The sequence below is a fragment of the Zobellella maritima genome, from assembly GCF_003075035.1.
GTDB lineage: Bacteria > Pseudomonadota > Gammaproteobacteria > Enterobacterales > Aeromonadaceae > Oceanimonas > Oceanimonas maritima.
In genome coordinates this window covers 1,623,700-1,646,469 of the sequence record NZ_QCZE01000001.1, presented here as the reverse complement: position 1 = coordinate 1,646,469, position 22,770 = coordinate 1,623,700, and the positions used below count along the sequence as shown (strand labels likewise).

At 55.8% G+C, this 22,770-nt stretch carries 20 protein-coding genes; 12 read left to right on the top strand and 8 right to left on the bottom strand.

Features of this window, described 5'->3' with window-relative positions:
* The first annotated feature begins 507 nt into the window (after positions 1–507).
* The 5 genes from pgi to DCS96_RS07545 all read left to right on the top strand — a co-directional run bounded on the left by pgi (position 508) and on the right by DCS96_RS07545 (position 7,665).
* On the top strand, positions 508–2,163 hold the full coding sequence (pgi, locus tag DCS96_RS07565; RefSeq protein WP_269801893.1) for a glucose-6-phosphate isomerase: 1,656 nt from the start codon (positions 508–510) through the stop codon (positions 2,161–2,163).
* Positions 2,164–2,492: 329 nt separating this feature from the next.
* A complete protein-coding gene (locus DCS96_RS07560; protein ID WP_198649951.1) occupies positions 2,493–3,749 on the top strand; it encodes a glycosyltransferase family protein in 1,257 nt (418 codons plus the stop codon).
* The gene (locus DCS96_RS07555) at positions 3,750–4,859 is read left to right on the top strand and encodes a DUF1972 domain-containing protein (RefSeq protein WP_116473688.1); all 1,110 of its coding nucleotides are present in this window, start codon (positions 3,750–3,752) and stop codon (positions 4,857–4,859) included.
* Positions 4,860–4,886: 27 nt separating this feature from the next.
* Positions 4,887–6,272 carry an undecaprenyl-phosphate glucose phosphotransferase gene (locus tag DCS96_RS07550; protein WP_116473687.1) on the top strand — a complete coding sequence of 462 codons (1,386 nt, stop codon included), beginning with the start codon at positions 4,887–4,889 and terminating at the stop codon, positions 6,270–6,272.
* A 127-nt stretch (positions 6,273–6,399) separates the two neighbouring features.
* The gene (locus tag DCS96_RS07545) at positions 6,400–7,665 is read left to right on the top strand and encodes an O-antigen ligase family protein (protein ID WP_232818202.1); all 1,266 of its coding nucleotides are present in this window, start codon (positions 6,400–6,402) and stop codon (positions 7,663–7,665) included.
* Between the two features lie 106 nt (positions 7,666–7,771).
* Here the strand turns inward: DCS96_RS07545 and purN are convergent, their stop codons facing one another.
* Both purN and purM read right to left on the bottom strand, forming a co-directional pair.
* Complete coding sequence (purN, locus tag DCS96_RS07540) at positions 7,772–8,416, bottom strand: phosphoribosylglycinamide formyltransferase (protein ID WP_116473685.1); 645 nt, start codon at positions 8,414–8,416, stop codon at positions 7,772–7,774.
* Complete coding sequence (gene purM, locus DCS96_RS07535) at positions 8,413–9,450, bottom strand: phosphoribosylformylglycinamidine cyclo-ligase (protein ID WP_116473684.1); 1,038 nt, start codon at positions 9,448–9,450, stop codon at positions 8,413–8,415. Before purM ends, purN begins: the two co-directional genes overlap by 4 nt.
* Before the next feature lie 180 nt (positions 9,451–9,630).
* Here purM and upp point away from each other — a divergent pair, with 180 nt between their 5' ends.
* The 3 genes from upp (at position 9,631) to hda (ending at position 12,472) form a co-directional block, all read left to right on the top strand.
* Entirely contained in the window at positions 9,631–10,257 is a 627-nt protein-coding gene (upp, locus tag DCS96_RS07530; protein ID WP_116473683.1) for a uracil phosphoribosyltransferase, read from the top strand.
* A 51-nt stretch (positions 10,258–10,308) separates the two neighbouring features.
* The gene (locus tag DCS96_RS07525; protein ID WP_116473682.1) at positions 10,309–11,577 is read left to right on the top strand and encodes a uracil-xanthine permease family protein; all 1,269 of its coding nucleotides are present in this window, start codon (positions 10,309–10,311) and stop codon (positions 11,575–11,577) included.
* A gap of 169 nt (positions 11,578–11,746) precedes the next feature.
* Positions 11,747–12,472 carry a DnaA inactivator Hda gene (hda, locus tag DCS96_RS07520; protein WP_116473681.1) on the top strand — a complete coding sequence of 242 codons (726 nt, stop codon included), beginning with the start codon at positions 11,747–11,749 and terminating at the stop codon, positions 12,470–12,472.
* Positions 12,473–12,641: 169 nt separating this feature from the next.
* Here hda and DCS96_RS07515 read toward each other — a convergent pair whose 3' ends face one another.
* Together DCS96_RS07515 and arsC are read right to left on the bottom strand one after the other, a co-directional pair.
* Positions 12,642–13,022: a DUF2069 domain-containing protein gene (locus DCS96_RS07515; RefSeq protein WP_116473680.1), complete on the bottom strand. Its 381-nt coding sequence runs from the start codon at positions 13,020–13,022 to the stop codon at positions 12,642–12,644.
* On the bottom strand, positions 13,022–13,369 hold the full coding sequence (arsC, locus tag DCS96_RS07510) for an arsenate reductase (glutaredoxin) (RefSeq protein ID WP_116473679.1): 348 nt from the start codon (positions 13,367–13,369) through the stop codon (positions 13,022–13,024). Before arsC ends, DCS96_RS07515 begins: the two co-directional genes overlap by 1 nt.
* 64 nt (positions 13,370–13,433) lie before the next feature.
* On the opposite strand from arsC, the gene DCS96_RS07505 reads away from it, so the two are divergent.
* Entirely contained in the window at positions 13,434–13,886 is a 453-nt protein-coding gene (locus DCS96_RS07505) for a TlpA disulfide reductase family protein (protein ID WP_116474566.1), read from the top strand.
* A gap of 74 nt (positions 13,887–13,960) precedes the next feature.
* Here DCS96_RS07505 and bepA read toward each other — a convergent pair whose 3' ends face one another.
* Positions 13,961–15,403, bottom strand: coding sequence for a beta-barrel assembly-enhancing protease (bepA, locus tag DCS96_RS07500; protein WP_116473678.1), 1,443 nt, complete (start codon positions 15,401–15,403; stop codon positions 13,961–13,963).
* Positions 15,404–15,530: 127 nt separating this feature from the next.
* On the opposite strand from bepA, the gene DCS96_RS07495 reads away from it, so the two are divergent.
* The 3 genes from DCS96_RS07495 to DCS96_RS07485 all read left to right on the top strand — a co-directional run bounded on the left by DCS96_RS07495 (position 15,531) and on the right by DCS96_RS07485 (position 18,410).
* The gene (locus DCS96_RS07495) at positions 15,531–15,752 is read left to right on the top strand and encodes a sulfurtransferase TusA family protein (RefSeq protein ID WP_116474565.1); all 222 of its coding nucleotides are present in this window, start codon (positions 15,531–15,533) and stop codon (positions 15,750–15,752) included.
* Between the two features lie 11 nt (positions 15,753–15,763).
* A complete protein-coding gene (locus DCS96_RS07490; RefSeq protein ID WP_116473677.1) occupies positions 15,764–16,828 on the top strand; it encodes an AI-2E family transporter in 1,065 nt (354 codons plus the stop codon).
* A 244-nt stretch (positions 16,829–17,072) separates the two neighbouring features.
* Complete coding sequence (locus tag DCS96_RS07485; protein WP_116473676.1) at positions 17,073–18,410, top strand: sodium-dependent transporter; 1,338 nt, start codon at positions 17,073–17,075, stop codon at positions 18,408–18,410.
* Positions 18,411–18,641: 231 nt separating this feature from the next.
* Here DCS96_RS07485 and DCS96_RS07480 read toward each other — a convergent pair whose 3' ends face one another.
* The 3 genes from DCS96_RS07480 to DCS96_RS07470 form a co-directional block, all read right to left on the bottom strand.
* Positions 18,642–20,990, bottom strand: a complete 2,349-nt coding sequence (locus DCS96_RS07480) for a fatty acid cis/trans isomerase (protein ID WP_116473675.1) — start codon at positions 20,988–20,990, stop codon at positions 18,642–18,644.
* Between the two features lie 102 nt (positions 20,991–21,092).
* Positions 21,093–21,929, bottom strand: coding sequence for a tetratricopeptide repeat protein (locus tag DCS96_RS07475; protein ID WP_116473674.1), 837 nt, complete (start codon positions 21,927–21,929; stop codon positions 21,093–21,095).
* A gap of 10 nt (positions 21,930–21,939) precedes the next feature.
* Positions 21,940–22,662, bottom strand: coding sequence for a 4'-phosphopantetheinyl transferase family protein (locus DCS96_RS07470; RefSeq protein ID WP_116473673.1), 723 nt, complete (start codon positions 22,660–22,662; stop codon positions 21,940–21,942).
* Positions 22,663–22,770 lie beyond the last annotated feature (108 nt).

Below are 22,770 nucleotides of genomic sequence, written 5' to 3'. Positions count from 1 at the left end.
TGAACAACCCATGCGTTGCCAGAATCATTTCAGATATCATTATGGATAAAAAGCGCTCTGGCTTGATAAGCATATGTTTATATCATGCTTTGTAACCTTGCCCTGGGTTTTATTTTTGGTGATGTCGACCATCCTAAATAAGTTCGCATCCGAACTGCATAAAGCTTAATAGCAGGCTTGGATGATACCTGCCCCTTTCGCACGTTCGGACAGTCTTTCCCACAGCAGTATTTAAATAACTGTTCCTAATTGTGCTACAGAGATCAGGCTCGAACGCAGACTCGCCATAAACCCATCCTTAGGGGCTCCGGCGCGCCATCTGATTGCCATGGATGGCGGGAATGCCGGAATGGAAGGGAACATTTTCTGGCCCTGGCGCAGAGGGTCTGCTTATCGAATCCTGACTTCTGTCTACAATGTAGCGGTATTTGTATCAGTTATTTAATCAGCATATATATAGCAAGAGTGTCTAATGGTACGGGCTAACTCAAGTGAGAATAGACTCTAATGAGAACTTTATATACACAGCCATTATTTATGGCACTGCAGCAATTAAAACAGGGTGAATCTTCGATAAGCCTGAAGCAGCGTTTTGCAGAAGATCCGGTTCGATTTACGCGTTTTTGCTTTACCTTTGGAGGGCATATGCGGGTAGATCTGTCTCGCCAGCATCTGTCTGGCGAGGTATTGTCCACCTTATGTGAGTTGGCTCGTACCATGGAGCTGGCACCGGCTATTGAGTCACTTTTTGGCGAAAACGAACTTAATCATACCGAAGGCAGGGCGGTATTACACACAGCGCTGCGTGTTCCCCCCGAGACCAATGTTAGCCTTAACGGGCACAATGTGGTGCCCGCTGTGCATATGGAGCTTACGCGTATGCGCAGTTTTTGCGAGCAGGTGCACAGTGGTGCCTGGCGTGGTTACAGCGGGCAGACGATAACGGATGTAGTGAGTATCGGTATTGGTGGTTCTGAGCTGGGTCCAGCAATGGTGACAGAAGCGTTAACCCCCTACCAGGATAAGGGAATTCGCGTTCATTTTGTGTCTAACATGGATGGTGCCCAGTTGGGGTCCGTGCTGATGCATCTTGATCCGGCCCGTACCCTGTTTGTTATTTCATCCAAAACCTTTACTACCGACGAAACGCTAACCAATGCCCGCTCGGCGCGCAGCTGGCTGCTGGCTGCCTGTGGTGATGCCAAGCAGGTGGAAAAGCATTTTGTGGCGGTGTCGGTTAACTGCCTGGCAGTGGCTGAATTTGGTATTGATGCCGCGTATATGTTCCGCTTTTGGGAATGGGTGGGCGGGCGTTTTTCCCTTTGGTCATCCATTGGGCTGCCCATTGCCCTTGCCCTGGGGTTTGATCGCTTTGAGCAGTTGCTGGCGGGTGCCCACGAGATGGATCAACACCTGAGAGAGACGCCCTTTGAACAGAACATTCCAGTATTGCTGGCGTTACTGAGTATCTGGAACATCAATGTGCTTGGGCTAGGTAGTGAAGGGGTGTTCCCATATTGCCATCACCTAAACCGTTTTCCTGCTTTTTTACAGCAGTTGAACATGGAATCTAATGGCAAGAGTGTGGATAGCCGCGGCAGGCCGATAACGCATAGCACCGGCCCCTTGGTATGGGGAGAGGTGGGTACTAATGGCCAGCATGCGTTTTTTCAGCTGTTGCACCAAGGGAGTCTGATCGTGCCGGCGGACTTTATCGGTTTTGTTCGTACCCCTTATCCCTATCCTGAGCATCAACGTAAATTGCTGGCCAATATGTTGGCGCAGGCCCAGGCACTGGCTTTTGGTAAAACTCGGCAGCAGGTAGAAGCTGAGCTTGAAGCCGAAGGACTGGGTGCCGAGGAAATTGCTCGGCTGGCCCCCTACAAAACGATGAACGGCAACCGCCCCAGCACCACCATACTGTGTGATGAGCTTACTCCCAAGACTTTGGGGGCATTAATCGCTATGTATGAGCACAAAACCTTTATCCAGGGCTGGTTGTGGAATATAAACAGTTTTGATCAGTGGGGAGTGGAGTTGGGCAAAAAGCTGGCAGCCCAACTCGTGGATGAGCTGGCCGGTGTCGGGAGTGGGCAGCAGGATGCGGCCACTCAGGGTCTTGTGAGGCAGATCACCCGCTGGCAGGTAGAGTGTAAAGCATGAAACAGGTCGCCATTATAAGTAGGAGTGGCGACCCAGGCGCGATGATATATGAAAGATATTCGATGGCCTGCGGCCATATCGCCGCGAGGTGGCGCCTCCCACTGGGCCATTTTTGGGACTCTGAATATGCTATAGGAGGGCTGACTTCGCCGTGTTGGAAGTCAATGTGGACAGCGGGGGTCTTGTCAGGAATGGTAGTTTCATAATCTCGCCCTGCTCTTGCCCTGTATTCATTATATGCACTTTACTTTTTTTGTTGTCGAGTAATTAATGATTTTTTATATTTTTAATATGCTTTTGAGCTTTAGGTGCTATTTAGGTGTTAGCGAATGAATTTCCTTCTCTTGTATAAAGGGGATTATACATCCACACTTCGTGGGCCAGAAATGAGATACTTCTCTCTGGCATATGAGCTTAACTCTCTTGGGCATAAAGTTTCTTTGTGTGGTCGAACTGCACTACCAGAGCATTTGCCAGATAATGTTAACTTTGTGTCTGTTCATGATTTCAAAGAACTTGTTAAGGTTTTTTTTGGATCAGATGTCATTGTTTTACATGGTGGAGGTCCATTAATTCTTTTCTTAGCCATTCTTTGTGGTTTTTTAAAGAAACGTATTGTGCTTGATGGATATGTTCCACATTGGATTGAATTGGATGAGTTGAATAGAGCAAGGGAGGGGTTCTCCAGCATTAAACTTTTAATTAAGTCGTATTTTAATGTGTTGCGTGTTCTGTTTTCATCCCTGATTTTCGATCATATACTGGTAGCTAATAAACGGCAAATGGATTTATATAGAGGAGTTGTTACCCCTTTTACTGTGACAAGGGATTTTTCAAGAGTCTCGATAATCCCATTTGGCTGCAGCAATGCCGGATTTTATTCAAAAGAAAATGGTAAGTCCTTACTTGTCAAACTCTCTGGTGGTGAAATATCGGAAGGGGACTTTCTTATTGGTTGGTTGGGAGGGGCTTATGGATGGTTTGATTTGAAAGGCGTTATAAATGAAATCTCTAAGGCGTCTGCTAAAAATAAAAATATCAAAGCAGTGTTTTTTGGTGTGGCTATGGACTATCAAGAGGAACTGCTAAAAAATGTCAAGCCTGAACTAAAAAAGAATATTATTTTTCTTCCTTGGGTGGAATTTTCAACGAGATTTGATTATTGGTCAGGGTTTGATGTTTCACTTGTTTGGGGTAAGGATGGGTACGAAAATGATTACGCATCCAGGACGCGAAATTTTGATTGCCTGACACTAGGGTTGCCTATTGTCCAGAATTGGGATGATGAATGGGGAATAAGGATTAAAACGAACGGAGGGGGGGTAGTTGCTGAGCGAAATAACTTATCAGAGGTGTTATTGGAGTTAAGCTGTTCTCATGATAAGGTCCATAAAATGAGCCAGTCTATGCTTGATATGGCTCCTCATTTTTATTGGCGTCGATTTGCAGATACTTTGATTGATACCTTATCAACTCCTCCAATGTCAGTCTTTCGGCGTTTCTTGGGTGTCATGAGTTTTTTGTTCTCTCTGCCTGCAGTATTTGTCTTTTTCTTATATGCTCTTTTTACAGCCAAGAAGTCTTAAATGGAACGAAAGTTAATTATCCTTGGAACTCGTGGAGTTCCCGCCACCCATGGTGGTTTTGAAACTTTTGCCGAACGATTTTCACTTTATCTAGTAGCGAAGGGGTGGCGGGTTAGTGTCTATTGTCAGGAAGTGGGCCAGGGCGCCATCACTGAAAGTGAATGGCATGGTATTCGTCGGGTTCATGTGCCAGTAAATCGGGATGGTGCCATAGGCACCATAATTTTTGACTGGAAATCCATTCGTCATGCTCGTAGGGAGCCGGGGATTTGCTTAACGCTCGGCTATAATACAGCATTATTCAATTTATGGCAGAGAATTAGTGGCCAAACAAATCTCTTCAATATGGATGGCTTGGAGTGGCAGCGTGATAAATGGAGTCCATTTGCTCGTGCTTGGTTATGGCTGAACGAGCGTGCCGGCTGCTGGTTTGGTCATCACCTGATTGCAGATCATCCCGCAATAAAAGAGCATTTGGCTACTCGAGTCGATGAGCAGAAAATCACCATGATTCCCTATGGTGCCGATGAGCTTAACTATGCCGATTCAGAAGAGTTAACCAGGCTGGGCCTCACGCCTGGAGAATTTTCGGTAGTGATCGCTCGTCCTGAACCGGAAAACTCCATTCTGGAAATTGTGCGGGCCTTCAGTGCCCGTGAGCGGCATCATAGGTTGGTGGTACTGGGTCAGTTCGAGCCTGATTTAAACCCATTTCACCGACGGGTTATGGCGGCGGCTTCCAAGGAAGTTCTGTTCCCTGGCGCTATCTATGAAGCTGCCGTGGTACGAGCTCTGCGTTTTCATTGTCGCTTCTACCTGCATGGCCATAGAGTAGGAGGAACCAACCCATCACTGGTAGAGGCCATGGGGGCTGGTAGTGCCGTTATCGCCCATGATAATCCTTTCAACCGCTGGGTGGTCAGGGACGGTGCAGCCTATTTTCCTGACGAGGAAACGTGTTGTGCGCTTTTTGATAACCTGCTGGAAGATGAACAAACCAGGGTAAAGATGAAAGCTGCCAGCAGGCGGCGCTTTCAAAGTCATTTTACATGGCCCAAGGTACTGGCAGAATATGAGGCCTTGCTTACTCATTGGTTGCCGGCTAAATAATCACCTACATCCATTGCGGGAATTGAAATGTTGTACCGTTCATCGGGCTTTACCGAGCGTTATCCACCTCAGGTCGTCGTGCCTTTTTTGGATGCAGCCTCCCTGCTTGTTGGAGCCTCACTGGCCTATTATTGGCGTTTTGACCATTTTCAACTGCCGGATAGCTACTGGCTGGCCACGGTAATCATGATCCTGCTGGTCACCTTTATCAACAGTACCATCGGCGCCTATGAGCGCTGGCGTATTACCCGTCTTTCCAACTTGCTGGCGCGCCAGTTACTGGTATGGTTGGTGGTGGCTGGCTTGGTGGCTTCTGTGGTGTACCTCACCCATTCGGCGGACAGATATTCCCGATTGTGGGTGGGGGCTGCACTGTTGGTTTCTTTTATGTTGGCCGGTGTGGCCCGAGTTGCCATTCAGCTGCTGTTACGCCAGGCCCGGCGTATGGGCAAGTCGCTGCGTTCGGTATTTCTGGTTGGGCCGGGGAAAAACATTCTGCGAGTAGGGCGGGGCATGCGTTCCACCCCGGAAGCAGGTTACTGTATTGCCGGCGTGCAGCGGTTGGACTCAATGTCAATGGATGATGCCGTCTTGATGAGTCTGGCCCGGCGAGTGGCCGACTCGGGCGCCCAGGAGGTATGGATCTGCGTGCCGCTGGAGATGGGGCCGGCGGTACGTTCGGTTTTTCATGCGCTGCGCCATCATACGGTGGAAGTACGCTTTATTCCCGAGTTTGGTGATATGCAGCTGCTTAATCACAGGGTGAGTGAGGTGGCCGGGCATTATGCCTTTGATCTGAGTGTTACGCCGATGAATGGTGTGGCTCAAATGCTCAAGCGCCTGGAAGACCTGCTGTTGGGGATTGTAATTAGTGTGCTTATCGTGCCGGTGTGCCTGGTGATTGCCACCGCCATCAAGTTGAGCTCGCCCGGGCCTGTGCTGTTCAAACAGCATCGTACCGGAGTCAATGGCCGTACCGTTAAGGTATACAAGTTTCGTTCGATGACGGTACATCAGGAGCAGACCGGGCAGGTGACCCAGGCCACCCGTGGCGACAGCCGGTTGACTCCCATCGGCGCTTTTCTGCGTCGCACTTCCCTGGATGAACTACCCCAGTTTTACAACGTATTGCAGGGGCGCATGTCGATCGTCGGTCCCCGGCCCCATGCTTTGGCGCACAATGAGTATTATATGGACCTGGTTGAATCTTATATGAAGCGACATAAGGTCAAGCCGGGCATTACCGGCTGGGCCCAGGTGAATGGCCTGCGCGGTGAAACCGATACCCTGGAAAAGATGGAGGCACGGGTAGAGCACGATCTATGGTATATCAATAACTGGTCGTTATGGCTGGACTTGCGCATTATTTTCTGGACCCTGTTCAAGGGGTTTGTGAACAAGAATGCCTATTGATAGGCTTACTTGACGACGTGAGTAGTTGGAATGTTTATCTAGTGTGCGGTTGTCGCTTTCAACTCTCACTGCCCCTTGCGTATTTAGTCAATTATCTATTTGGAACCCGTTTAGCGGGCATATTTGTATGAATCAATCAGCATCAATGGCCTGTCAGCCTATCGATGAAACCACTTTGGGTCGGTGCTACAGTAGCCTGGCGGTGTTCCTGATGGGCGCTATCGTTCTGGTTGTGCCGAGTGGTTATACCTATGGCGCTGGCCTGCTGCTGCTTGGCAGCTTAATTCTGCTGTATCTCCGCCCCGCGCTACACCTCCAGCAGGAAGATAGGCAGCTCATGGCGGTCCTGGCTATGTATTCATTGCTGTTCTGTGCCCAGTTGTGGCTGGAAGGCGCAGACGCCAGCGCCTTTGACCGGCCAAGTCGTTTTATCTTTGCCGTTCCCGTGTTGCTGTTTGTACTGGCCTATCCCCCCAGGTTGGCGTTGTTGTGGTCGGGGCTGGTAGTGGGCGGCTTGCTCACCGCCGGCTGGGCTGTGTGGCAAAAACTGTTTTTGGGAATAGAGCGGGCCACTGGTTATACCTATGTGATCCAGTTTGGCAATATCAGCATGTTGATGGGCATTTTCTGTCTGGCCGGGCTGGGCTGGGCGGCGGTGCAGCCCCGTGCACGGAGCTGGATGGCGTTTATGCTGCTGGGAGCCCTGGCGGGCATGCTGGGCTCGCTGCTTTCCGGCAGCCGGGGCGGCTGGATTGGACTCCCGCTGATATTTTGGATGCTGTACCGTGCCTATGGTCGGGAAGTCAGGCGCAGTATCCGTTTATGGGGGCTTGCATTGGTCTGTACAGGTGCTGTTCTGCTCTATAGCTTGCCACAAACCGGGTTACACTCTCGTGTGCAGCAAGCGTTTACCGATATTGAGCTTTTTCAGCAGGGCGACAAGTGGACGTCTTTGGGAGCACGATTGGATATGTGGCAGGGGGCCTTGCAGCTGATTGCTGAAAAGCCGCTGACGGGCTGGGGCTGGTCCGGGTATCGGCAGGGCATGCAGGCACTGGCCGATGACGGCATAGTGATCCAGTTTGCGGCAGAAAATCATGCCCATAATGAAATGCTGGATGCCCAGGCTCGTCGCGGCATTCTCGGGCTGCTTTCGTTGTTGGCCCTGTATCTGGTGCCGTTAAGGCTGTTTAGCCGTCGTTTACGGGCCGAGGATCTGGAGCTGCGGTCGCTGGCGCTGGCGGGCGCCTTGTTGCCAGTGGCGTTTATGGACTTCGGACTGTCTCAAGTATTTTTCGGCCACAACAGCGGCGTTATGGTTTATGCCTTCTGGCTGGTTGTGTTATGGGGTTGCATGAGGACACGGGAGCGGCAGTTAGGGCAAGTCCGGTAGCGGCCCGCCAATTTGTTGTTAGAAAATGCTGACCTATGCTATCCCCATCCCTCTTAAAGAATAAAAAAAGGAGCCTTTTGGCTCCTTTTTTACGCTTGTGTCGGGCTTAGTCATCCTGAGAGGCGTAGCCCTGCGCCGGCAGTTCATGACCATCCAGCCAGGCTTTGCCGTCTTTCATGGCCAGCCGCCCTTCACAGAACCAGCGGGTGACCAACGGATAGATGGCATGTTCCTGTACCAGTACCCGGGCGGCCACCTGTGCTTCGTCGTCGCCTTCGAAGATGGGGACCCTGGCCTGCAGGATCACCGGGCCGCCGTCCAGTTCTTCGGTCACGAAGTGCACGCTGGCGCCGTGTTCACGGTCGCCGGCCTCGATGGCGCGCCTGTGGGTATGCAGCCCCTGGTATTTGGGCAGCAGGGACGGATGGATATTGAGCATGCGCCCCTGGTAGTGACGCACAAAGCCAGGGGTAAGGATGCGCATAAAGCCGGCCAGGATCACCAGATCTGCCTGATAGCCATCGATCATGTCCATCAGGGCGGCATCAAATGCCTCCCTGTCGGCATAATCTCCATTGGCGACCACGGCGGTGGCGGTGCCCGCCTGGCGGGCACGCTCCAGGCCGTAGGCATCGACTTTGTTGCTGATAACGGCAACCACCTTACCGCCCAGTTGGTCGGCGGCGGCACTGTCGAGCAGTGCCTGCAGGTTGCTGCCGCTCCCGGAGATCAGGACGACGATACGTTTCATTTGATCTCGACCTGTGCCTCACCGTCGGCGGCGTTGTCGATGCGGCCGATCAGCCAGGCATTTTCACCGGCGTCACGCAGTGACTGTACGGCAGCTTCGGCCTGGTCGGCCGGCAGGGCGATGACCATGCCCACACCACAGTTGAAGGTGCGGTACATTTCAACCGTTTCCACCTGACCGGCCTGTTGCAGCCAGTTGAATACCTCGGGCCACTGCCAGCTGTTGCCGTCAATCACCGCCTTGGCGCTGGCCGGCAGCACGCGAGGGATGTTTTCCCAGAAACCGCCGCCGGTAATGTGGCTGAGGGCGTGGATGTCGAACTGCTTGATCAATTCCAGCACAGGTTTGACATAGATACGGGTGGGCGCCATCAACGCATCGGCCAGGGTGGCATCACCCAGAGGCTGCTGCAGATCGGCCTGGCTTACTTCCAGGATCTTGCGGATCAGGGAGTAGCCGTTGGAATGGGGGCCGCTGGAACCCAGGGCGATCAGGGCGTCACCGGCGGCCACTTTAGTGCCGTCGATAATCTCGCTTTTCTCTACTACACCAACACAAAACCCGGCCAAATCATAGTCACCGGCTTCATACATGCCGGGCATTTCCGCCGTTTCACCACCGATCAGGGCACAGCCGCTCAGCTCGCAGCCGGCGCCGATACCGGTGACCACATCGGCGGCGGTATCCACGTCCAGCTTGCCGGTAGCGTAGTAATCGAGGAAGAACAAGGGTTCGGCGCCCTGGACTATCAGGTCGTTGACACACATGGCTACCAGGTCGATGCCCACACCCTGATGGCGCTGCAGGTCGATGGCCAGGCGCAGCTTGGTGCCGACACCGTCGGTACCGGCGACCAGGACCGGCTCTTTATAGCCGGTAGGTAATTGGCACAGTGCGCCGAAGCCACCCAGGCCGCCCATGACTTCCGGGCGTTGGGTACGGCGGCTGACGCCTTTGATGCGTTCAACCAGGGCGTTACCGGCATCGATGTCGACACCGGCGTCTTTATAGCTCAGGGGTTTGTTCTGCGTCACGAGATCCCTCGTTTATTCGTTGTCTAGAATTAGGTGTGCTGAATGGCTGCCTATTCTAGCAGCAGAGGCTGTCGGGAAGAAGAAATCGTTTCTCTAAAAATTAACTCGGCATATCTGCCATCACACACTACTTTATGCTAGTATCCCGCGGTTTTTTGTGGGCTGGTTGAGGAGAATGGAATGAAAATCGTAGAGGTCAAACACCCTCTGGTGAAGCACAAGTTGGGTTTGATGCGTGAAGCCGATATCAGCACCAAGCGTTTTCGTGAACTGACCAGGGAAGTGGGCAGTTTGCTGACCTATGAAGCCACCGCCGATTTCGAAACCGAAAAGACCACCATCAACGGCTGGAACGGTCCGACCGAGGTGGATCAGCTCAAGGGTAAAAAAGTCACGGTAGTGCCCATCCTGCGTGCCGGCCTGGGCATGCTGGATGGTGTACTCGAGCACATGCCCAGTGCCCGGGTCAGTGTGGTCGGTGTGTATCGGGATGAAGAAACCCTGCAACCGGTGCACTATTTCAACAAGCTGGTCAGCCATATCGATGAGCGACTGGCGCTGGTGGTGGATCCCATGTTGGCGACCGGTGGCTCCATGGTGGCCACCATCGATCTGCTCAAGGCCCAGGGCTGCAATCAGATCAAGGTGATTGTGCTGGTCGCAGCCCCCGAGGGGCTCAAGGTGCTGGAGCAGGCCCACCCGGACGTGGAAGTCTATTGCGCCGCCATTGACGAACGACTGAACGAGCAGGGCTATATTATCCCCGGCCTGGGTGATGCGGGTGACAAGATCTTTGGTACCAAATAATTCAAAACCGGCAGCAGCCGGTTTTTTTCCGCTTAAATAGGGTGAAATGAAATGAATTCAGCAGAAAAATCTGATGCGGCACTCGCGTCGCCGGTATTGGCCGATACCGGTTTCAAGCAGGCATTGGCCGGCTCCCAGATGCTGTTTGTGGCCTTCGGCGCCCTGGTGCTGATGCCCCTGATCACCGGTCTGGATCCGAATGTGGCGTTGTTTACCGCCGGGATAGGCACCCTGATCTTCCAGCTGTGCACCCGGCGCCAGGTGCCGATTTTTCTGGCTTCTTCCTTTGCCTTTATTGCTCCCATCCTGTATGGGGTGCAGACCTGGGGTATTCCCGCAACCATGAGCGGTCTGATGGCGGCGGGTCTGGTTTATGTGCTGCTCAGCCAGCTGGTGCGCTGGCGGGGTACCGAGCTGCTGACCCGCCTGTTGCCACCTGTGGTGGTCGGACCGGTGATCATGGTGATTGGCCTGGGCCTGGCACCGATGGCGGTGAATATGGCCATCGGCAAAACCGGCGACGGTAGTGCCGAGCTGATAGCGCACGATACCGCCCTGTGGCTGTCGCTGTCTGCCCTGCTGACGACGCTGCTAGTGTCGACCATGGCCAAGGGCATTTTTCGCTTGGTACCCATTACCGCCGGCATCACGGTGGGCTACGGGCTGGCATTGTATTTCGGCGTGGTGGACTTTACTCCGGTACGGGAAGCGGCCTGGCTGTCAGTGCCTCAGTTTGTGGCGCCCGAATGGCACTGGCAGGCGGTACTGTTCATGATCCCGGTGGCGATAGCGCCGGCTATCGAACATATCGGTGACGTACTGGCCATCAGCTCGGTCACCGGCAAGGACTATATCAAAAAACCCGGCCTGCATCGCACCCTGCTGGGGGACGGCCTGGCCACCGGCGCTGCCTCCCTGTTCGGCGGCCCGCCCAATACCACCTATTCCGAAGTGACCGGTGCGGTCATGCTGACCAAAAATTTCAACCCGGTGATCATGACCTGGGCGGCAGGCTTCGCTATCTGCCTGGCCTTTGTCGGCAAGTTTGGTGCCCTGATGCTGACCATCCCCACGCCGGTGATGGGCGGCATTATGATATTGCTGTTCGGTTCCATCGCCACCGTTGGCTTGAACAGCCTGATCAAGCACCAGGTGGACCTGTCCCAGGCCCGTAACCTGTGTATAGTCGCGGTTGTCCTGGTATTCGGCATCGGCGGCATGGCCTTTGGCGTCGGTAATTTCAGCCTCCAGGGCATCAGCCTGTGTGGTATCGTTGGTATTCTTTTGAATCTGCTTCTGCCCAAGGCGCGCAGCCATTGAGCCTGGTCATGATTGCTCGTATCTGGTTATCATGGGGCGATGCGCCCCGCTAAATTGGCTGACTGATGCTGAACGCGACGTTCTTATCCCAGATGGCACAGATGCGCCTGAGCCGGCCGCTCAAACGGCTGCCGTCTCCGGACAACACAGCCTGGTTAACGGAGGAGGGATGAGTAATAAGATGCAGGAGGAGGGGCCCCAGCCCGCGCAGTTGGCGCTGGCGGTGCAGTTGCCCGACGATGAAACCTTTGCCAGCTTCTATCCCGGCGACAATGCCCAGCTGATCACCGCCCTGAAAAATGCAGCCATCGGTCAGGGCGAGCCGCTGTTGTATTTCTGGGGGCAGGGGGGCAGCGGACGTTCCCATCTGCTTCATGCCACCTGTGCCGAGATCAACGCCTCGGGCGAGGCGGCGGCTTATATTTCCCTCGATCGATATCGGCAGATGTCACCCCGCGTGCTGGAAGGAATGGAGCTGTTGCCATTGGTGTGCCTGGATAACCTGGATGCCATCGCCGGCTCTGCGGAATGGGAGCGGGCGGTGTTTGATTTTTTTAACCGGCGACGGGAACAGGCTTCTGGCTCCTTGATTGTGAGTGCGGTGAGTGCCTCGCGCAAGCTGGGTCTTGGCCTGCCGGATCTGGCATCCCGTTTGGATTGGGGGATCTCTTACCAGCTCAAGCCTCTGGATGATGAGGGCAAGCTCAGTGCCCTGCAGCTCAGGTCCGAACTCAGGGGATTTAAACTGCCGATCGATGTGGGCCGCTTTTTGCTTAACCGCCTGTCCAGGGATATGAGTACCCTGCTGGCGGCCCTCGATCTGCTGGATAACGCCTCTTTCCAGGCCAAGCGCAAGCTGACCATTCCGTTCGCCAAGGAAATACTGGGTCTTTGAACCGAGATCCGTTATTAGGGAATAGGGATGGGGCAGGGTCCAATCTGGCAGCCTGCTGTCAGAATAAATTCTGACCCACAATAAACAGGACGATCCTGCGATCTGCGGTGGGCCTGGTTTCAGCCTGACAAAATTTTGTCAGCAGACATTTTGGCCCACCAATTCCTGCCTAACCCTGGTCTTTCTTCTTGCGGATACTCAGGCCCAGTTCACGCCCCCTGAGTTTGGCGTAGTAGGTGTTACCGACAAACATCAAGCTGGCAAAGCCAAGCTCCACCAGCGCCAGCCAGCGTTCCCCTTCATCCACCCACAGCAGGGTGAGGGCGTGGACAAAATAGGGCATGATTAAAAACACTGCCCAGGCGTGGGTAAAGGGGTTGCCTGCCAGCATGCCGCGCATCGGGATAAACAGCCAGGGCAACCACATTGCCAGCATAAAGCCGGTGCCCAGCTGAGGGTGGGGCGACAGCCAGCCGTGCCAGAGGGCGACCCAGAGGATCAGGCCGAAGTAACCTGACAACGCCAGCTTGCGGGTCAGTTGAGTCGTCATCACAGAATATCCAGCACTTGACTGGGGGGGCGACCGATGGCTGCCTTGTCATCCTTAACCACGATGGGCCGCTCAATCAGCTTGGGATTGGCGATCATGGCGGCGATCAAGGCGTCTTCGTCGGTGACTTCGGCCAATCCCAGTGCCTTGTATTCTTCTTCCTTGGTACGCATCAGCTCGCGGGCGGAGTGCATGCCCAGCTTGGCCAGCAAGGATTTTAGTTCGGTGGCACTCGGTGGCGTGTCCAGATATTTGATAATCTCGGGGCTGAGCGCCTGTTGTTCCAGCAGCGCCAGGGTTTCGCGGCTTTTGGAGCAACGGGGATTGTGGTAAATACGTAGGCTCATGTTCAACTCCATAGTGGCAATGCAACCGGCATTGTATAAGAAGGTACCGCGGAGGGTACAGCGCATGGGTAGACATAAGGCGGTATTATTGGCCGTTTTTTTGATAGCCGGGTGCCGCGAAGCGGCGACCTTGACCCTGGCGGACGGTGGACAGCAGGATCTAAGGGATTACCGGGGCCGATGGCTGGTGGTGAATTATTTTGCCGAGTGGTGTGTGCCCTGTCTGCGGGAATTGCCCTTGCTTAATGAGCTGGCGCAGACGGCCGAGCCTGCGGTGCTGGCGGTTAGCTTCGACAGCATGCCCTCTCAGGCCTTGCAGAAATTGATTGCCCGTTACGATATGCAGATGCCGGTGGTCGCCAAGCTGGCCGGTCACTGGCCGTTCGAGCGTCCCCGGGTGTTGCCGACCACTTTCATCATCAATCCCCAGGGTGAGCTGGCCAGCCAGCACCAGGGGGAGCTGAAGGCGGAGGATATTGCATCCTTGGCAGAGCAGTATTGGGGGCAGGTGCGGTAATGAGCCTTGGTTGTGGTTAAGCCGCAAGGGAACGGCTTAACCGCGCGAACCGAATCGGTTGTGCATAGGTGTCGTTAATTGCGTAATTCTTCCCACTCTTTTTGCTGCTGTCGTAATTGCTCGAGCCGGGCGCCGAGCCGGGCCCGCTGCATGCTGTCCTTGGCCTGGGTGGCGGCTATTTCCATCTGGGTAACCGCTACATCATAGCGTCCCTGAAGGGCTGCCAGCTCTGCCTGCGCCTGGCGGAAGGCCGATTCATCACTGAGCGGGCGATAGGCCTGGGCAAGTAGCTCCCAGGCCAGGGCATTGTTGGCGTTGCGTCTCAGGTAATTGTCCAGCAGGGTTGCGGCTTCCTCGTTACGCCCGGCCTGCAACAGGCTGTCGGCCAGGTTGATCAGCACCATCTGGTTATCGGGCAACCGCTGTTGGGCCTGCTTCAGGCGGGTGATGGCGGTATCATGACGATCCTGTTCATTGTCCAGGTCGGTTAGAGCATCGAGGATAAAGGGGTTTTCACCATGGCGTTTGGCCAGCCCGTCGAGCAGGGCCCTGGCCTGGCCATATTCATGGTCCTTGAGCAGGCTCAGCGCCTGACCATAGCGGGCTGCGTCCGGCAGCCATTCACCCTGATCGACGGCCTGCTTAAAATAGTTGTGCAGGTTGCGGGTACTGGCCTGCTGAAAGCGTACCATGATGCGCGCCTTGGCCAGCTGAAAATTAAGGCTGGCGGGATAGATTCGGGTCGGATAATCCGTGGCCCGACTACGGGCTTCGGCAATCCGGCTGGCCGGCAGGGGGTGGGTCAGCAACATCTGCGGTGGTGTGCTGGTAAACTGATACTGCTCCGCCAGCTTTTGGAAAAAGCTGGCCATGGCATTGGGGTCGAAGCCGGCATCATGCAGCAGGCGAAGGCCGATGCGGTCAGCTTCTAGCTCATTGTCCCGGGTATAGTTGATGGCAGACTGAATGCTGAGCCCCATGGTGGTCTGTAGGGCCGCCATACCCGCCTGGGGGTTGACCATGGCCAGGGCGACCGAGCCGACCACTCCGGCGATGGTGAGGGGGGTACTGCGGCTTTGTGACTCAAGGTAGCGGGCGATATGGCGTTGGGTGACATGGGTGATCTCGTGGGACAGCACCGAAGCCAGCTCGCTTTCATTGGCGGCATTGAGGAACAGACCGGTATGCACCTGCACCACGCCGCCGAGGAAGGCACTGGCGTTGATACTGTCGTCCTTGATCAGCAAAAACTGAAAAGGGAAGCGCATCGAGTCGGTCTGGGACAGCAGCTTCAGCCCCAGATCGGTCAGGTATTCGTTTAATACGGGGTCATCTATCACCGGCTGATTGGCGCGGGCAAAGCGGATAAAGGCCTGACCAAAGCGGGCCTCTCGCTCCACCGACATGGCACCGACGCCGGCCGTGCCGATGTCGGGCAGGTTGTTGTCTGCCTGAGTCAGAGGGCTGGCGAGCAACCCCAGAGCCAACGTCAGGGGTTTGATGACGTACCAACGCATCACTATGATAGACCTTCTATTCTGTATGCTGAATTAACAGCAGGATAACCCCCTGTATTCGGTGGAACAAGCATTGTTTGAGGGCCGCAACAAGGGGATAATGCCCTCCTTTTACACAAGGTTGATGATGGATAAGCTGGATGCCCGGACCCTGCGTTGTCCATTGCCGCTGATCGAAGTCAAACTCTGGCTGAGACAGGCGCAAGGTGGACAATCGCTGACACTGTGGTTGAGCGATGCCGGTTCCCGGCAGGATATTCCTGCCTATCTGCGCCGGATAGGCCATGCCGTGGTCGAGGTTGAGGACACTGCCGCCCATCTCGAGCTTGTGATTACCAAAGCCCCATAAGGAAATTGTTGATGTTGGAGTTTCTCAAGCACTGGTATCAGCGTCGTTTCTCCGATCCCGGGGCCGTCGCCTTGTTCCTGATGCTGCTGATTGGCTTTGTGGTGGTTTACTTTTTCGGTCAGATACTGACACCGCTGTTTGCCGCCATCGTGATAGCCTATTTGCTGGAATGGCCGGTCAGCAGAATGGAACGGTTTGGCCTGGGCAGAGGGTTTGCAGCCGGATTGGTGTTGATCGTGTTCGCGGTTTTTACCATCTTCGCCCTGGTCGGCCTGGTGCCTTCCCTCTTTACCCAGGTGGCGAACCTGGCCAAGGAGATTCCGGTGATGATCACCCGCAGCCAGGATGTGCTGCGTACCCTGCCGGAGCGTTATCCGGAGCTGGTGGATGTGACCCTGATCGAAACCATGCTGGATGCCACCCGCGCCCGCCTGCTGGGCTCGACCGAGGCAGTGCTGAGTGTGTCGCTCAGTTCTTTGGCCAATGCGGCCGTGTTGTTGGTGTATCTGATCCTGATCTCGGTACTGGTGTTCTTTATGCTGAAGGACAAGTCCCAGTTGCTGGCCGGCATGGCGCACTTTCTGCCCCGAAACCGTGAGCTGGTCTCCCGGGTCTGGCAGGAGATGAATGGTCAGATAGCCAATTATGTACGGGGCAAGGTGATCGAAATCGTTATTGTCGGGGTGGTCAGCTATGTGACCTTTGTCCTGCTCGATCTGCGCTACGCCCTGCTGCTGGCCGTGCTGGTGGGGTTCTCTGTGCTGGTGCCTTATATAGGAGCGGCGGCGGCGACCGTGCCGGTGGCTATGGTGGCCCTGTTCCAATGGGGATTTACCACGCCTTTTTTCTACGTCATGATCGCCTACGGCATTATCCAGGCGCTGGATGGCAATGTGCTGGTGCCCGTGCTGTTTTCCGAGGCCGTTAACCTGCACCCCATCGCCATCATCGTCGCTGTGCTGGTGTTTGGCGGTCTGTGGGGATTCTGGGGGGTGTTCTTTGCCATTCCCCTGGCGACCCTGGTAAAGGCGGTGATCAATGCCTGGCCTTATCACGAAGAGCCGGTTGACTCCTGAGGTTCTGCTTATCAATAACAGAAATAAATAGTGCACCATCTGAAACAGCGGTCAGGAGCCGAGTCGCAGGCCCTTCAGGACAGCAGCGATCCGGTGGAGAACCCTGCAAGGATCTCCGGCGTGTCTGCATGCGATGCTGACCCTGTGGCCTGATTAAAATCAGTTATGAAGCCAGGCCCTGGAGGCTGTACAACGGCCTACCTGTTTGTGATCCCAGACGACATCAATAAAAAGGAAATATACAGTGAGAGAGAGTTTTGGCTCGCGCTTTGGCTTTATTATGGCGGCGGCCGGGGCGGCCGTTGGATTAGGCAATATCTGGGGCTTCCCCACCCAGGCGGCGAGCAACGGTGGCGGGGCCTTCCTGATCGCCTACCTGGTGCTGGTGATGCTGCTGGCGTTTCCCATGCTGGTGATGGAGGTGGCCATCGGCCGCCACGGACAGGCGAATCCGGTTGACTCGGTCAGGGCTCTGGGACAGGGGAGCGGACAGAAGAGGGTGGCCGGGCTGATCGGTTATGCGGGCATGATGGTGCCCAGCCTGGTGCTGACCTTCTATGCCATTGTCGCCGGCTGGTTGCTGGCGTTTCTGCTCGCCACCGTCACCCGTATGCTAGGGTGGCAGGCGGCCACCGACTGGCTGCAGGCGTTTGGCCTGTGGCGAAATATCCTCGGTACCCTGGTGTTTTATCTACTGACCATTCTGGTGGTACAGGCCGGGGTAAGGGCGGGCATAGAACGCTGGTCGGCGCGGTTAATGCCTGCGCTGTTGGTGCTGTTCCTGCTGCTGTTCGGTTATATCCTGACTCAGGACGGGGCCGGTGAAGGCTTGCGCCATTATCTGGTACCGGACTTTTCCAAGATAATGGAACCATCCCTGTTGATCAGCGCCATGGGCCAGGCGTTTTTCTCGCTCACCATCGGCGGTTGCTCCATGTTGATGTATGGGTCCTACCTGAGCAAGAAAGAAAGTATACCGGCGACGGCCTTCCAGGTGACATTGCTCGATACCGGCGTGGCGTTGCTGGCCGGCCTGGTGATCCTGCCGGCCATGTTTGTGGCGATGCGCAATGGGGTGACCATTTTTGCCGATGACGGCAGCCTGCTGAGCTCGGATACCCTGGTATTCGTGGTGCTTCCGGCTCTGTTTGAAACCATGGGGCCGGTTGGGGTATTGATGTCGCTGATATTTTTTGTGCTGATGGGCATAGCTGCGCTGACTTCCTCCATTTCCATGCTGGAAGTGCCGGTATCCTACAGCATCGAGCGCTTCGGGGTTTCGCGCCCGGCGATGAGCTGGCTGCTGGGGGTGGGGCTGGCCCTGTTCAGCGTTGTTATCTGTCTGAACTTCGGTGCCCTGTTCGGTTTTGTTATCCGACTGGCAACCCAGTACACCCAGCCGCTGGTCGCGCTGGGTTTCTGCCTGCTGGGCGGCTGGATGTGGGGGCGGGCACGGCTGTTTCAGGAGCTGGTACTGGGCACGCCCACGCTTTCCGGCAGCTTGTTTTGGCGCATCTGGCCCTGGTATATCCGCTTTGTCTGCCCGTTGCTGGTGCTGCTGGTGATCTGGCATTCCCTGTAATACCAAACTGATTACCGGCATTCCCGCCATCTGGCGGTCAGGTGGCATATTCGAGCCCTCAGGGGTAGCTTGCGGCCTGTATCAAGGTTGGTATGGGCCAAACATCCAATGAATGTGTGCCGCCATCGCCAAACGCAGCTGGCCTTGGCCCAAGCGGGTCGTGGGTGCCTCGAGGCCGGAGGGGGCTGTGGTCGGCGGCGATCGGCCCGAGACTTCCCGCAACGGCCGGACTCAGAGATTCAGGTAGCGGTTGATGTCCAGCATCCCTGCCTCCTGGGGGCTGGTTTCTTGCATATAGGCATGCATGTCGTGCAAGTAGAACCAGAATTGCGGGTGGGTGCGACGAATGCCGAAATGACGGGCGAGGGTATTGAGATCGGCCTCGTGGGCCATGGCCTGCAAGGCGGCAACAAAGTCATCCAGCTGTTCAAGTTTGACGTTGAAGATAAAGTTGGGATAACTGCTGACGATACCGGGCAATATGGTCAGGGTATCATTCTGGGGACGTAGACGCAGATCTTCACCCAGGATAAAGGCCACATTTGAATGATCCCGGTTGTGCAGCAGGCTGTAGACCAGGCGCTGCTCGCCCGCATCCACCCGCAACAGGCTCACCTCCGGCAGCCACTGGATGGCCGGCAAGGTGTCCGCCGTGACTCCCGTCAGGGCCCGCAGCCGTTGTTCCGCCTGGTGTTCGGCCGCCGAGCTGCCCGACCGCCGGCAGTCGTCGTGCGGACAACGATTGAGGGTATCGTCGGCTCCCCTTACCTCCGCCAGTTCCCGTAACACCTGACTGCCAAAGTCGGCCAGCGGCGCCTGGGCCGATACCCTCACCCGGCTGGGGGTCTGTTCATCCACATCCGCATAGGTGGTGAACAGCTTGAGCTTGCCGCTGTGATCGTACCAGCTGTGGAGCAAGTCATTGCGCAGTGCCGAGGGCAGGAAGCGCAGCAGATTGGCTTCCGCGCCATTGCGGATCAGATCAAAATAGAGCCGGGTCTGTGCCTGATGCGACACGCTGCCGTATACGTTGAAGTTGGCCACCAGGGCGTAGTAGGTACGTTCCAGCAAGGGATAATCCATGACCCACATGGTGCTGGGAGTGGCTCCCTGCCAGCCCCGGATCACGCTGGCGCTGTCATGATGACGAAAGATGCTGAGCAGGGCGTCCGGGTTGTGTCCGTCTCCGTTCCATAGATGATCCAGCGCGGGTCCTTCGGGGTAATGGCGGGCGTAATCTTGCTGGCGGCGGGACAGGTAACGGTTACGGCTGTCTCTGTGGCTGATCCAGTCCGGCCCCAGGCTCAGCAGATCCGAGTTAAGGCCGGGCAGGGCCAGCCAGCCGCTGACGGCGTCCGCATGGGCCGAGTCGGTCACGAACAGGTCATGGTCGGGGGACTGAAAGGCGACCCAGAACTGATCGCGGATCACATCGGTGGCGATCTGTCCGCGGCACACGGGGCCGCGAATAAAGGTGCGGGTAAAATAAAGGGCATTGTCCAGCAGGTACTGGTAGCGGGCTCGTACCGGTATGGCGGCGAAGGTAACGAAGGGGTTGGCGGCACTGGCCGGGCTGTAGTCGGGCAGTTGGCTGACCGCCCAGTCCGGGGAGAAAAACAGCTGTTCCAGGCGGGCCATTTTTTTGCGGCTGAGCGGGTAGGTGATGTGGGTTTTGTGCACCCGGCTTTCCAGCCTGGGCCGCAGGCGATAATAGCTCTTTCCCGTCACCCCGTCGGTGGGCCGTACCGTGGCGAACAGCACTATGGGCTCCCCCGGCGGTGTGCGAGAGCGTACCAGTTCAAAAAATATGGGTTCGGAATGATCGGCCAGAAACAGATGGGCCAGAAACCAATGCTCATAGAGATAACGGGATACCAGTTGCCGACGTGGCGCCGGGCGGTTGAGCCAGGCTTCCCAGCTGTCGAGGGTCCGGCGCATGGCATCGTTAATCAGTAGCTGTTGCTCGGGTACGGGGGCCCCCTGCTCGAGCCAGCTTAGCAGGGTCTGATATTCGTCATCACCGAGGCCGGTCACCGCAAAGGGCATGCCGCCGTGGGGATGTTTGCGGGCGTAGTCGTCAAACTCGTCGGCGGTGACGCACTGGTTGTTACGGGTGATGGCGATATCCAGGTTATCCGGCAGCCGTTCATTGGTGGGCCAGGGGCTGTTATGGCCCAGGGCCAGCATACGCGCCATCAGCGCGGCCTGCGAGCCGTTGCTGTCGATAACACTATAAAAGCCACGCTGACGCCATGCCTGCTCGTCGTGGGCATCAACATGAAGCCGGTTGGGCTCGGTGTCCTGGGTTCGGGTTCCGTCGTACACTCGCTGTTTACTGGCACCGCGTACCACTCCCGAGTGACTGGACAGCTTGAGCTGGCAGGGGGCGTCGTAGCAGGCATGGCATACCACGCACTTGTGCTCGAAAATGGGCCGGATATCGGTTCGGTAATCTATCGGCTGCAGGGAGGCGGGTGTCGGCCGGGGCAGTGCTTCCGGTGGCGCTGCGCGATACAGGGCCAGCATGGCGCCGGCAGCCAGCAGCGACAGCAAGACAGCAAACCAGATGCGTTTGTTCATACCAGCCCTTGTCGGTGTGTCCTGACTAGGTTGGTATCATGCGAGCCGGTGAGGGTAAAGCAAAATCGGCAAAACCCGTGCCGGGTTTTGCCGGATAGCGGCTTAGTAGAGCATGCTGTATAGCTGACGACGATACCTGGAGGCGACGGGATCGGCCCCCATGGTGGTGAGCATATCCATAAAATGCTTCTTGGCTTCGCCAAAGGCCATGTCCCGTTGCAGTACTTCCAGCAACAGCTGCAGGGCGTCTTCCTGGCGTCCCGCCTGGAAATAGAGTACGGCCAGTTCCTGTTTCAATTCCATATCATCAGGTGTTGCAGCCAGCTTCTGCTCCAGTTGGCGCAGCTCCGGGCTGTCGGCGGCTTCTTCGGCCAGCTTGAGCCGGGCCTGGATATGCTGATACTGGCTGTCCTGGTCGGCCATACCGATGGTCGCCAGCAGTTGCTTGGTTTCGTCCAGTTTATTCAGGGCCAGGGCGGCTTCGGCCAGGCATAAGCGGATAGCAGCAGTGTCAGCCAGCGCGCGTGCCTGTTGCAACAGTCCATAGGCTGCTTGTGGGTCCAGACCCAGGGTTTGTTTGGCCTGGTCGAGCAGGAGCTCGGCCTCACTGGGTTGATAGGGGGCGAGAAAGGCTTTTATCGCAGCCTCGTCCTTGGGGCCTTCAGAGACATCGGCCGGCTGACCATCCTTGAAGGCCACCATGGCGGGAAGTGCCTGCAATCCCAGCTGGACCGCCAGACTCTGCAGCTGGGGATCAGCGACATCGACCTTGGCCAAATCTATATGGTTGTTGTCGGCCCCAATAAGACGTTCAAGCACAGGCGTCATCGCCTGGCACTCGGGCACTTGCTCGGCGTGAAAGTAAATCACGACCGTCTTGCTCATAGAGGCCTGGATAATTGCCTGCTGGAAATTCTGTACATTGATATCAAGGATCATAAACAACGTCTCATAAAGGGTTTATAGCTAAATAAGGTTGCGGGCCGGTTATTTCAAGGCAATCCGCCAAATCGGTCAATTTTATCAGCTGCGGTATCTGCCGTTGTTCGGTGGCTACAGCCAGGCTCAGCCAGGCCGAGGTCAGTGGCCACTGATATAGCTGATAACATTGCTGCTCCAGCCGAGTGTGGCTGCTCCCGGGATGCCAGCTAAAGCCGGCCAGGGTGTTGGCAATGCCCGAACCCTGCGCCTTGACCAGGGCCTCCTTAGCGGTCCATAAACGGATAAAATCGTGTGCCGGATGGCGCTGTGCCATTAGCCAGCGTTGTTCATCCGGATGCAGATAGCGGCGGGCGAGGCGATGGGCCTGGGAGACGCTGAGCCGTCGGGTTTCCACATCGACGCCCAACTTAGCGTGGGAGTCGAGGGCGAGGGTCAGCAGGGAGCCGCTGTGGCTTAAATTAAAGAATAGCGGTTGCCCTACCAGAGCCGGTTTGCCTCTGTGATCCACCCGGATTTCCAGCTGCTCACCCGGTATCCCCAGGCGCCTGCCAGCCAGCTGCCGCAACAGGTATCGGCCCATCAGGAACAGTTCGGCCTGTTGCTGGTGGGAGATCCTGGCCAGGCGCGCTTGCTCATCAAAACTTAACCAATTTGATGCATTTATCGGCAGTTTTATGTTCCGACTATCACAAATCAGTAATTCGGTGGCTATATCTTTGTTTTCAGGCATTTTCTCTTTTGCAAATGATCACTGAGTTGCACTAATATCTGGTAAATCTACCGCGTGTTGGCATTTTTCGAATGAAAAAAGTCCTGTTCATGAGTAGCTTTCTGGCGC

Excerpts from the sequence above, each read along its gene's own strand:
- pgi (WP_269801893.1), top strand. The coding sequence starts at position 508 with ATGAGAACTTTATATACACAGCCATTATTTATGGCACTGCAGCAATTA.
- DCS96_RS07560 (WP_198649951.1), top strand. The coding sequence starts at position 2,493 with ATGAATTTCCTTCTCTTGTATAAAGGGGATTATACATCCACACTTCGT.
- DCS96_RS07555 (WP_116473688.1), top strand. The coding sequence starts at position 3,750 with ATGGAACGAAAGTTAATTATCCTTGGAACTCGTGGAGTTCCCGCCACC.
- DCS96_RS07550 (WP_116473687.1), top strand. The coding sequence starts at position 4,887 with ATGTTGTACCGTTCATCGGGCTTTACCGAGCGTTATCCACCTCAGGTC.
- DCS96_RS07545 (WP_232818202.1), top strand. The coding sequence starts at position 6,400 with ATGAATCAATCAGCATCAATGGCCTGTCAGCCTATCGATGAAACCACT.
- purN (WP_116473685.1), bottom strand. The coding sequence starts at position 8,416 with ATGAAACGTATCGTCGTCCTGATCTCCGGGAGCGGCAGCAACCTGCAG.
- upp (WP_116473683.1), top strand. The coding sequence starts at position 9,631 with ATGAAAATCGTAGAGGTCAAACACCCTCTGGTGAAGCACAAGTTGGGT.
- DCS96_RS07525 (WP_116473682.1), top strand. The coding sequence starts at position 10,309 with ATGAATTCAGCAGAAAAATCTGATGCGGCACTCGCGTCGCCGGTATTG.
- hda (WP_116473681.1), top strand. The coding sequence starts at position 11,747 with ATGAGTAATAAGATGCAGGAGGAGGGGCCCCAGCCCGCGCAGTTGGCG.
- DCS96_RS07515 (WP_116473680.1), bottom strand. The coding sequence starts at position 13,022 with ATGACGACTCAACTGACCCGCAAGCTGGCGTTGTCAGGTTACTTCGGC.
- arsC (WP_116473679.1), bottom strand. The coding sequence starts at position 13,369 with ATGAGCCTACGTATTTACCACAATCCCCGTTGCTCCAAAAGCCGCGAA.
- DCS96_RS07505 (WP_116474566.1), top strand. The coding sequence starts at position 13,434 with ATGGGTAGACATAAGGCGGTATTATTGGCCGTTTTTTTGATAGCCGGG.
- bepA (WP_116473678.1), bottom strand. The coding sequence starts at position 15,403 with ATGCGTTGGTACGTCATCAAACCCCTGACGTTGGCTCTGGGGTTGCTC.
- DCS96_RS07495 (WP_116474565.1), top strand. The coding sequence starts at position 15,531 with ATGGATAAGCTGGATGCCCGGACCCTGCGTTGTCCATTGCCGCTGATC.
- DCS96_RS07490 (WP_116473677.1), top strand. The coding sequence starts at position 15,764 with ATGTTGGAGTTTCTCAAGCACTGGTATCAGCGTCGTTTCTCCGATCCC.
- DCS96_RS07480 (WP_116473675.1), bottom strand. The coding sequence starts at position 20,990 with ATGAACAAACGCATCTGGTTTGCTGTCTTGCTGTCGCTGCTGGCTGCC.
- DCS96_RS07475 (WP_116473674.1), bottom strand. The coding sequence starts at position 21,929 with ATGATCCTTGATATCAATGTACAGAATTTCCAGCAGGCAATTATCCAG.
- DCS96_RS07470 (WP_116473673.1), bottom strand. The coding sequence starts at position 22,662 with ATGCCTGAAAACAAAGATATAGCCACCGAATTACTGATTTGTGATAGT.